The organism is Kitasatospora sp. NPDC059462, assembly GCF_042749955.1.
In the GTDB taxonomy this organism is placed as follows: Bacteria; Actinomycetota; Actinomycetes; order Streptomycetales; family Streptomycetaceae; genus Kitasatospora.
Genome location: NZ_JBHYUU010000258.1, coordinates 1 through 9,432, shown reverse-complemented (window position 1 = coordinate 9,432; position 9,432 = coordinate 1). Strand labels below are relative to the sequence as shown.

General features: G+C 71.8%; 6 protein-coding genes, 1 pseudogene and 1 CRISPR repeat array. All 7 genes and pseudogenes read right to left on the bottom strand.

Going from position 1 to position 9,432, the window contains the following annotated elements; genetic code table 11:
• Nucleotides 1-86: 86 nt before the first annotated feature.
• Nucleotides 87-686, bottom strand: a pseudogene (gene cas1e / locus ACFXAM_RS35835) (type I-E CRISPR-associated endonuclease Cas1e); the annotation flags it as partial.
• A gap of 3 nt (nt 687-689) precedes the next feature.
• Nucleotides 690-1,463, bottom strand: coding sequence for a type I-E CRISPR-associated protein Cas6/Cse3/CasE (gene cas6e, locus ACFXAM_RS35830; RefSeq protein WP_380297771.1), 774 nt, complete (start codon nt 1,461-1,463; stop codon nt 690-692).
• Between the two features lie 4 nt (nt 1,464-1,467).
• A complete protein-coding gene (gene cas5e / locus ACFXAM_RS35825) occupies nt 1,468-2,334 on the bottom strand; it encodes a type I-E CRISPR-associated protein Cas5/CasD (protein WP_380297770.1) in 867 nt (288 codons plus the stop codon).
• Complete coding sequence (cas7e, locus tag ACFXAM_RS35820; protein WP_380297769.1) at nt 2,334-3,497, bottom strand: type I-E CRISPR-associated protein Cas7/Cse4/CasC; 1,164 nt, start codon at nt 3,495-3,497, stop codon at nt 2,334-2,336. The genes cas5e and cas7e overlap by 1 nt, the downstream gene beginning before the upstream one ends.
• Nucleotides 3,498-3,550: 53 nt before the next feature.
• Entirely contained in the window at nt 3,551-4,153 is a 603-nt protein-coding gene (gene casB, locus ACFXAM_RS35815) for a type I-E CRISPR-associated protein Cse2/CasB (protein ID WP_380297767.1), read from the bottom strand.
• On the bottom strand, nt 4,143-5,864 hold the full coding sequence (gene casA / locus ACFXAM_RS35810; protein WP_380297766.1) for a type I-E CRISPR-associated protein Cse1/CasA: 1,722 nt from the start codon (nt 5,862-5,864) through the stop codon (nt 4,143-4,145). Before casA ends, casB begins: the two co-directional genes overlap by 11 nt.
• A 219-nt stretch (nt 5,865-6,083) precedes the next feature.
• Nucleotides 6,084-8,978, bottom strand: a complete 2,895-nt coding sequence (gene cas3 / locus ACFXAM_RS35805; RefSeq protein ID WP_380297765.1) for a CRISPR-associated helicase Cas3' — start codon at nt 8,976-8,978, stop codon at nt 6,084-6,086.
• A 168-nt stretch (nt 8,979-9,146) separates the two neighbouring features.
• Nucleotides 9,147-9,418: direct repeats of the CRISPR family, unit length 28 nt; unit sequence GTCGGCCCCGCGCTCGCGGGGGTTGCTC.
• Nucleotides 9,419-9,432 lie beyond the last annotated feature (14 nt).

Sequence of the window (9,432 nt, the reverse complement as noted above, 5' to 3'; positions counted from 1 at the left end):
AGCCGTTCCCACTCGGCATCCGTAAGATCTCCCCGCCCCATGCCCGAACCAACGAGCGAGCCAGGCGATAGTCACATGATCGGGCGGACAAGTCCGTGGCAGATGCCGTAGAGCGCGGCGTTGGCTGCCGACAGGAGGCGGTTCAGGTCGTCGCCCGCGGCGTGGGCATCGCCGGCCTTGTAGACGCGGCCGTTCCAGGGGACGCCGGTGCGGCGTGCCTCGGCCTGGTAGAGCTTGCGGATGCGGGCGCCCTCGCGTCCGCGCAGCTGCTGCATGGTGGCCGTGCTGACATCCTCGCCCGGGAACCGCATCCGGTACATGGCGCGGGCGACAGCGAGGCGTTCCTTGGTGCGGCTGACCAGCCAGGCCTGCCGGTTGAGCAGGGCCGCGCCGCGGCTGGGGCCGAGGCCGGCCGCGTACATGCGCACGCCCTGTTCGCCGACCCAGCACACGGTGGTGCCGGAGTCGGCGAGGAGGTTGACGGCGCCGTGGGTGATGCGGGTGCCGGGGCCCAGGAGCATGACGGCGACCATGGCGGCGGGGACGCGCACGGTCTCGCGTTTGTTGATGACGACGACGGCGTTCTCGTCGCGGTCGATGTGGCTGCGCTCGACGTAGACGCTGGAGACGCGGTCGGCGAGGCGGTGCAGGTCGTGCGGGTGGGCTTTCCACCAGATGTCGGCCATGGGTCAGCGAGCCCCTGCCCGGAGCGGGGCGAGGGTGAGCAGGCCGCAGCCGTAGGCCTTGGACGGGCCGATCCCGCCGAGGAGCGCGCCGTGCAGCAGGCCGGGGTCGCTGACGCGCAGACGGCCTTCGAAAGTGGCGGTGGTGAGGGTGACCGGGGTGCGGGTGCCGGGCTTGGTGAAGGTACTGCGGCTTCGGTCGGTGATCCTCACCTCTCGTGCGGACTGCGCGTCCGCGGGAGCATCCGCGACCGACGGTTCGAGGCCCGGTGCCGGGTCGTCGGTGCGTGCCTCGGGGATGGTGAAACCCCAGCGAGTGGTGCGCTCCAGGAACCAGGTGAGTTGCTGCGCGGCGGTGCGGTGGGCCATGCGGTAGGAGCGGTGGCGCAGTTCGGCCTCGGTCTTGGTGCGGTGCGGGCTCGCCTTGTCGGGCTTGGACGTGTTCTGCACGGGGCTGGCCTTGAGGCGGAAGGCGAACTCCCGGCCGACCGCGAGCTGGGCGAGCAGCGGGCTGTAGTCGCGGATGGCGTAATGCTCGCCGTCGGCGTCGGGCCAGCCGGCCTGTTCGACGATGTGGGTCCAGTCGGGCTTGGAGGGGGTGAGGACGAGCAGCATGGGGCGGCGGGGGTGGTCGGCGTCCAGGCGCCACAGGATCCGGTCGCCGGGGGCGGTGTCGGGGATGCCGGCCAGGACGGCGCCGTGCAGGGCTCGGGGATTGGCGAGCAGGTTGCGGCTGGCGGCGCGCAGGGGGTTGATGCGGACGCGGGAGAGGTAGGTCATCGGGTCACCAGCCCAGCAGGGCGAACGGGTCGTGGCCGCCGGCGTCGGTGGCCGGGTGCGTGGTCGTGGTGGACGGGGCGAAGCCGGTGGGGACGCTGAGCCATTCGTGGCGGATCCGCCGGGTGGAGAAGCCGCGTTCGCGGGGTGCGAAGGTGCGCGGGACGTCCTGGAGGGTGTCCTCGCCCGCCGGGTCGTCGAAGGTCGCCGCCAGGTCGATCCGGTGCGGCGAGAACGGCTCCGGACCCCGTTCGGCCCGCCGCCGGTAGGCGTCCCTGGCAGGCGCGCCCGCCTGCCAGGGCTCCGCGGCCAGGACGTCCTCCAGGGTGGCGTCGCGCACCGCGCCGAGGACGATCGGCTGGGTCGGAACGCACGAGCGCCGGCCGAGCGCGAGTGGGAAGGCGGGGCTGCGAACCGCCTCGGCGAGCGCCGTGACGAGCGCGGCCGGGCCCTGGACGGCGGCGATGAACACCGCGTCCTGGAGGTAGTAGCGGTGGGTGACGTGGGTGTCCTTGGCCGGGGAGGTCGGCTTCTGCAGGCCCTTGGCGTTGACGCCGGCCTGCGGGAGCGGACGGCCGCGGTAGTCGCTGACCGTGTGGTAGTCGCGCAGCAGGGTGCCGGGCTGGTCGGTGCGCACACCCAGGCGAAGGCCGACGAGGTCGGTGATGTCCGCTTCGCGTGGTCGGCCTGCGGCGGCGGCGAGCAGGCCGACGACGCCGGACTTGGTCGGCTGGGGCCGGCTGTCGCGGCGGTTGAAGGCGCTGCGGTCGCCCCAGGACTGGAGCGGGCCGGCCAGGCGCAGGACGAGGACCGCCTGCGCCTCGTCCTGCCGGTCCGCGGCGGGGGCGGGACCGGGTGTGGGGTCGGCGGGCATCAGTTGCCGTTCACCCGCTCGGTGAGGGCGGCGCGCAGGCCGTCGCGCAGTTCGGTGAAGGTGCGGTTCGCCCCGAACGCCTTCGCGAGCTTCTGCCCGGTCTCGTCGGCATCGGTGCCAGTGTCGGTGTCGGTGTCGGTTCCGAGGGTGTGGCAGATGGCGGCGTAGGCCGGTTCGTCGCCCCACTGCTCGGTGGCGGTGGCGAACTCCCCTGCGAGGCGGCGCGCGGACTCGGCGACGATGCCCTGGCTCGCCGGGACGGGGTTCTCGTAGGCGGAGACGAGGTTCACGGGCTGGTCTGCGCGGACGACGACGGCGACCAGGCTGGGGCGGGTGCGGTGGGCGAAGGAGTTGCCGTAGCCGGTGGGCATGGAACGGGCGAAGGAGTCGACGAAGAGGTCGACGGCGTCGACGGCGGCCTTGTCGTCGCCGAGGTTGTCGCGCAGCTGGTGCAGACCGACGGTCGCGTAGCGGTAGAGGGTGGCGGAGTTGAAGCCGATGGTGCCGATCATGCCGGCCCCGGTCTCGTCGGCGGTGTTCTCGTCGTCGACGGCCGTGTAGTAGTCGAATTCGAGCTCGGCCGCATGGGTGGAGATCGCGTGGGCGACCTGCGTGGCGGCGTCGACGTTCAGGCTGGGGATGTCGGCGACCATGCGGCCGAAGAGGGCGACGTCCGCCGGGTGGCCGGTCTGCAGCTGCTCCTTGATCGGCAGGGCCTTGACGGCCTCCTCCAGGGCTTTGGCGTCGAGGGCGGCGAGGTCGGCGGCGGTGTCGGCGACCAGGTCGGCGATGGCGGCCAGCTGGCGGCGGCCGTAGAAGAGGAGGTAGGCGGTGTCGCCTTCCTTCTTGCCTGCGGAGATCCCGGTCGTCTTGATCAGGGCGTCGGCGATCCGCTGCGCGTCCTCCGCCGAGACGGGGGTGCGTTCGGCGATGCCTTTGGCGAGCTGGGAGGCGATCCGCTTGGTGCGGGTGGCGAGGTCCTGCCGGTCGCGGCTCTCGGCGAAGTGCAGGCGTGTGGCGCGCTTCCAGGCCTGGGAGGAGACGCGGGAGCGGCGCTTGCCGCCGAAGTAGGCCTCCTTGGGGTTGCCGTTGTCGTCCCGGTTGAGGTTGGCCGGCGGGACGGTCTGCAGGATGTGCACGTCGATGTAGAGGCGGTCGGTCATGCGCTTCTCCTCGGGGATGGCGGTACGGGCAGCTGAGCGGCGGGCAGGCGGGGTCAGTCGGCGGGCGCCTTCTCCTTCCACGCCTGGTAGCCGACGGCCCACTTGAGGCGGACCTGCGGGCGCCGGTCGGTGTGGTGCCAGGCCTGAATGTCGGCCATCAGGTGGTTGTAGTCCAGCGGCTGCCCGACGGTGCGCAGTTGGGTGATCAGGCCGCGCAGGTGGACCAGCAGCGCGGACACGCTGGTGGCGCCCGCGAGTTGGGCGACCCGGGTGTCGAGGGCTTCCTCGCTGAACTTGCCGCTGCGGCGCAGGGCCCGCAGGGCCTCGCCGAGTTTGACGCCCCGGCGGTGCATCGGTGTGGACTGGCTCTGCTGGTGCAGGCCGTAGAGGGCCAGGGCGGCGTGTTCGGCCTTCTGCTCGTCGGAGACCTCGTCGCGCAGCGCGAGACGGTCGTCGACGTCACAGCTGTAGAGCGGCCACGTCCTGGGGCTGTCCATGGCGGGCCGTCCGAGGCCGGAGCGCATGGCGGCGAGGTCCTCGCCGGGGGGTCGGCGTGGCTGCTTGGTGCGGGGGTCGGTGCGCCAGGTGTGGTCGGGGGCGGTGAAATCGTCCCAGTACCGGCGCTTTTTGCGGGCAGTGGTGTGCTCAGTAGTCAAAGTCCGCTCCAGGGGCGGGGTCGGAGTCGAGGGCAGGTCCGGTCTCGGCTTCCCGTGCGGCGGCCGCCTGCCGCACGGCATCGGTGTGGCGGGGGAGGATCTCGTCGACCTGGCGCCGGAAGTTGGCGCCGGCCGTGCCGAGCCGGTAGGTCTGTGCCTTGCCCGATTTGCCGCTCTGGTCGATCGTCCGGCCGCCGAACGCGGCGGCCGGTGCGGCCAGCAGGAGCGTGTTCGCCGCCTCCCCAGCGTGGCGGTGGGCGATCCGCTCCCACGCGAGCCGACCCCGTTCCAGGACGTCCTCGTCGTCACCGGCTGCGCGCACGCCGGCGAGCAGGCGGCGCACCAGGGGGTCGAGGATGTGCAGGAGGAGATCGCCGGGGCGCTGGCCCTTGTCCCAGGGGATGGGGTCGGTGCCGGCGGCGCGGCGCAGGTCCGCGGAGAGGTTGTTGACGGCCCTCGCGAGGAGTTCCGCCTGTTCGGCCGCGTCCAGGAGGAACTGGTGGGCTTCGCTGTCCTGATGGAGAGCGAGCAGCGGCAGCGGAATGGCGTCGTGGATGACGTCCTCGACGACGGCGGACTGGGTGCCGTAGACCATGCCGAAGGTCTCGACCTGAAGCGGGTAGTCGGCGCCGAGCTTGCCGCTCTCCTGCAGTCCGCTGACCTCATCGAGCAGGACGCTGGTCTCGAAGGCCCCGTCGGCGCTCTGGCGGATGGGGGCGAGGAGGGCGTCCAGGCCCCGCCAGGCGGCCTTGCCCTGGGTGTGGCGGCGCGGCCGGCGCTCGGGCAGGGCTGAAACGGACTTCTTGGCGGGGGCAGTGAACGTCCAGGCGGTGTGCGGCTCCTGCTCGGGCAGCCGCGTGAGGCGGTCGCCGGCGCTGATGACCACCCGTGCGACTCTCAGCTGCCCGGCGTCATCCCGGTGCGGGACGAGACGGATCCGCCGGGCCTGCCAGGTCCACAGGTCGAGCAGACCCTCGGCTGCGCGCGCCGTCCAGGACGGGCCGTGGGGGCCCCGCATCCACTGAGGGACGCCGAGGACGCTGAGCGGGATGACCGGGAGGTTGAGCATGAGCGTCTCGTACAGGGTGCGCCCGGTGGGGACGATCACGCCGAGCTGGCCGAGCGGGCCGGTGGGGTTCCCGGTGGTCTTGCCCGCCTTGACCTGGTCGTCGCCGACGACGCCGGTCTTGATCGCCGCGGTGTCCCAGCAGTGGGCGTGCAGGAGCCAGTGGGCGGCCTGGGCCGGTGTCAGGTCGAGCGGGTCCGCGTCCGTGCGGCTGGCGAACAGCGGGACGTTGTTGCCGCTCGCGGCCGTCGCCACGAGAGCGGCAGAGCCCTTCGTCTCGTCCTTCGCGGTGCGCAGCCCTGCGACCTGCGCGAACGGGGCGGCCGGGTCGAAGAGGTCGAACTTCGCCCGGTGCTCGTCGAGATGGACCTGGAGGCGTTTGCGCTCGTCCTCGGCGAACCCTCCGTTCTGCGTGAGGCGCTCGCCCTTCTCGCGGAGCGTCCCGGGCGCTCCGGTGGCGTGGGCGACGATGGGCAGCAGGACCTGGCGCAGGAGGGCCGGGAGCTGGGTGGAGAACTCGACGACGATCCCCTCGAACTCGTGGGCACGGGCCAGAACCTCGGCGATCCCCAGCTCAACGGGAGGGCCTCCGCCGACAGGCCGCACCGTCAGCCAAGGTTCGTCGACAAGGTTGTACCCAGACACGCGCCTATCTCCCAACTAGCCCTGTTTAGCTCGTTGTTGAATCATCGTGGCATCATCAGCGGCCGATCGTGGGGCGAATGCTTGAATTGCCCATCGGCCCCGCAGGTTCGCTCGCGCGGGGATGGCCCCTGGCCGTGTTTGGCCGCCCGTGACGGGCACAAGTCGGCCCCGCACTCGCGGGGTTGGGGGGTGGGCCCGGCAATCGCCCGGCCCACCACCTCACCGCCATCCGTACCGGCGTCCCCCGCTCACCACGAGGCCGAGGTCGTCGTCGTAGCGCAGCCGGAAGTCTCCGAGGGTCGCTTCGCCGTCCTCGTCGAGTTCGAGGGCCAGGCTGTAGCGCAGCCAGGGGTGGTCGCGCCAGCCGGCCAGCGGGCCGAGCGCCTGCTCGGCCGCCGCTGTCAGTTTGGCGGGGAGGCGCACCGTTCCCGCGAGGACGTCGTCCAGCAGTTCGGCGGCGACCTCGCCGTTCGGGCCGAGCCTGCGGCCGGCCATCGCGTGGAAGCCGCTCCCGGTGCGGCGTACCAGGACGACTTCCACGCTCCGTTCACCGTCGCGGACGAGTGCCTCGAACTGTCCCTCGGTCAGCTTGCCGTGGGCACCGCGGTGCAGTCCGGCCAGGGTCGGTTCGCCGTGCTCCCCAGCGCGGGTGAGCACGTACCGGGTGGCGTTCTCGCGGCGCTCGGCCTGCCGCCTCTCCCAGTCCTGCCGGGCCTGCGTCTCGGCCTCGGCCCATGTGTCCGGGACGACGGGGCCGGTGCCGTAAACCCGCGCCACCAGGTCCGGCACCTGACCGGGGATGCCCCACGTGTCCCCGCCGTCCTTGGTCACCCGCTTGATCTCGGCGGCCGTGCGCAGGAGCAGGTAGCGGCCGTAGATCTTCTCGGAGGCGCCCAGGATGTGCGGGGCTTCGTCGTCGTGGAGGTGGAGGCCGGTGACGACCACGGTGGGCCGGGACAGCCGGTGGGGGCGTTTCACGCCGTCGTGGCGGTGGAGGCGGCCGATGCGCTGGAGGAGCAGGTCGATCGGGGCGAGGTCGGTGATCAGCAGGTCGGCGTCGACGTCGAAGGACTGCTCGGCGAGCTGGGTGGCAACGACGATCAGCCTGTCGGGGCGCTCATGTCCCTGGCTGGGCGGTCCGAGGAAGTCCAACACCTGCTGCGTACGGTCCGCCCTGTGGCCGGCGTGCAGGCGGCCGTGCAGGAGGCGGACGTCGGAGCCGAACTCCTTCTGGAGGGATTCGAAGGTGGACTGGGCGCGGGCGACGGTGTTGCGGATGACCAGGGCGCATCCGCCGTCGGTCAGGCGGTCCTTGAGGCAGTCGGCCACGGCGGCATCGGCCGTTCCGGGGTCATCGCCCCGAGCCGCCACCGTCGCCTCGTTCAGCAGTTCGACCTGGACCCGGAGGTCGCCGCGCCACGACTCTCCGCTCTCGACCAACAGCTCCGGCCGACCGTCCCGGCCCACCCAGGCAGCCGTCACGCTCGGATAGCCCTGTGGCTCCGGAAGCCCCAGCCCCGCAGGCTCCTCCGCCGACTGCGCACCGGCCAGGTACGCGGCGACCAGACGATGCCGCTGCTCGGGCGGCAAGGTCGCCGACAGCAGCACCACCGGCACTCCGGCCTGCCCGAGCCACCACAACCCCTCCAACAGGAACTGCGACATGTAGACATCGGCGGCGTGAACCTCGTCCAGGATCACGACCTTGCCGACCAGACCGGCCGTCCGCAGCATCACATGCTTGGTTCGAGTCGCGGCATACAGGAGCTGGTCGATCGTGCCGACCGCGAACGGGCTCAGCAGACCACGACGGCGTCCCAGGAACCACTCCGCGGGGGCTCTGCGCGCCGCACCCTCACACCCGTCGAAGGAGTCGGCCGGCAGACCGTACTCGTCCTCCCCCACCAAGGAGAACGGGTCGTCCGCGCCCTGCCCCCACTCCCCCGCGCCCTCCAACAGGCCACGCCACTCCTTGTTGAACATCCGCTTGCCGTGCAGCAGCGCGACCTGGTCCTCCAGCCCCTCCCCGACCTCGCGCAGCCACGAGCGCACCTGGGTGAACATCGGGTCCGCGGTCGCCTGGGTCGGCATACCCAGGAACAGCCCGTCCGCGCCGTAGCGGGCCGCCAACGCCTCCGCCACGGCCAGCGCCGCCTTCGTCTTCCCCTCCCCCATCGGCGCTTCGACGATCACCAGGCCAGGCCCGCCCATCCGACGCACCACATCGAGGACCAGCTCCTGCGACGGCCTGGGCCCATGACCGAAGCGATCCCGGAACGACTCCGGCCCGGGAACCGCCAACGCACCCCAGCCACCGCGCAGTTCCAGCTTCGACCACGCCGCCGCAGCCCGCTGCCGAGCCCGGGACATCGTCACCCTCGACAGATCCGACACGCCGGTGAAGTGCCGTTCGTCGCTGGCAATCCAATCCGCCATCACCACGAAGCCGGACAGCTGAAGCTGCATCGCACGACTCGGCACCAGAACGGGCTCCACCCCGGAAAGCGGCGACTCACCGTCGTAGCCGACCTCCCGGGAGAACACCTCCGCCAAGGCCCGCTGCGCGAGCCTCCAAGGCCGGCTGTGCCCCTGCAGCTTCTCGTTCTTCTTCGGCGGGGCGAGCTGCCCGACTGTCGGGACCAGGCCATGGTGGCCGGCGACCAACGGCCAGACCCAGCCGACCTGTTCCTCACTCCACTTCGCCTCGGCGAGCAGCGCCCTCAGCACCCGCGCGCCGGCCTTGTCGTGCCGCCAGGACGACCCCTTCACCGCGTACTTGTCCCACGTGAGCCCCGCCTGCCGGACGGCCGCCTCACCCGCGGCATCGAGATGCTGGAACGCCGGGGTGGCCTTGCCCAGGTCATGAACCCCGCACAACCACGCGAACAGGCGCCGCCCCTTCCCCACGCCCCCCGCCAAGCCGTCCAGACGCCACCGCGTAACCTGCGGGAGGTAGCGGTCCCAGACCGCCTCGGCCACCGCGGCGGTGTCCAGCATGTGCGAAAGCAGAAGATTCGCCGTCCCTCCCGCCCGCCCAGCCGACTTGCCCCACAACGCGCCCAACCAGCCCCCGACCTCAGGCGGGTAGCCCCGCCAATGGCCCTCAACCACCATCTCGACCTCCGCATGCGACTACGCTTCGGGAGCGTAGGCCACAGCACTGACAACCGGCCCGGGAACAAGTGGAGATGACGGTGACCCATCTACTTCCATCCAGGCGGCCATTCAATCGAACTGAATCAACCAGCGCCCTCTGACGCAAGAACCCGCAGGTCAGCAAGTGTCGGCCCCGCGCTCGCGGGGGTTGCTCTCGGCATCCGGGTCGGTCTCTCGCTGGACGGTGGTCGGCCCCGCGCTCGCGGGGGTTGCTCCGTAGCTGGCCAGGTGACTGGCGTCGTGCTCTTGTCGGCCCCGCGCTCGCGGGGGTTGCTCCGGCGGAGGGTAGAAGCCGCGGTGCTCCAAACGGTCGGCCCCGCGCTCGCGGGGGTTGCTCGTCGCCGGGATCGCCAACGCCAAGCTGGACACCGTCGGCCCCGCGCGCGCGGGGGTTGCTCCATCAAGTCCGCCT